We start from the raw sequence: 923 nt of genomic DNA on the forward strand, positions 1-923 counted from the left end.
GACATGCGCACATTGTTCGCGGGCATCCCGCTCGACCAGATGAGCGTGTCCATGACCATGAACGGCGCGGTGCTGCCGATCCTCGCGCTGTTCGTGGTGGCGGCCGAGGAACAGGGCGTGCCGCCGGAGAAACTGTCGGGCACCATTCAGAACGACATTCTGAAAGAGTTCATGGTGCGCAACACCTACATCTATCCACCCTCGCCATCGATGCGGATCATCTCCGACATCTTCGCCTTCACATCGCAGCGGATGCCGAAATTCAATTCGATCTCGATCTCCGGCTATCACATGCAGGAGGCCGGCGCGACGCAGGATCTCGAGCTCGCCTATACGCTTGCCGACGGTGTCGAATATCTTCGCGCCGGCCTTGCCGCCGGCCTCGACGTCGACCGTTTCGCGCCGCGGCTGTCGTTCTTCTGGGCGATCGGCATGAACTTCTTCATGGAAGTCGCCAAGATGCGCGCCGCTCGGCTGCTCTGGGCCAAGCTGCTCAAGCCGTTCGGTCCGAAGGACCCGCGCTCGCTTTCTTTGCGCACCCATTGCCAGACCTCGGGCTGGTCGCTGACCGCGCAGGACGTCTTCAACAATGTGATGCGCACGACAGTGGAGGCGATGGCGGCCACCCAAGGCCACACTCAGTCCCTGCACACCAACGCGCTCGACGAAGCCTTGGCGCTGCCGACCGATTTTTCGGCGCGCATCGCCCGCAACACCCAGCTCTTCCTGCAGCAGGAGAGCGGCACCTACCGCATCATCGATCCCTGGGGCGGCTCCTACTATGTCGAGCGGCTGACGCGCGATCTCGCCGCGAAAGCATGGGGCCATATCCAGGAGGTCGAGGAGCTCGGCGGCATGGCCAAGGCGATCGAGGCCGGCGTGCCGAAGCTGCGCATCGAGGAAGCGTCCGCCAAGACGCAGGC

Annotated in this window: 1 protein-coding gene; it reads left to right on the forward strand. The window is 63.5% G+C overall.

What is annotated here, in order from left to right; translation table 11 throughout:
* A partial coding sequence (locus MTR72_RS40225; protein ID WP_341512351.1) for a methylmalonyl-CoA mutase family protein occupies positions 1-923 on the forward strand: 923 nt, incomplete at both ends.

The sequence above is a fragment of the Bradyrhizobium sp. ISRA442 genome (assembly GCF_038085055.1).
Taxonomy (GTDB): Bacteria; Pseudomonadota; Alphaproteobacteria; order Rhizobiales; family Xanthobacteraceae; genus Bradyrhizobium.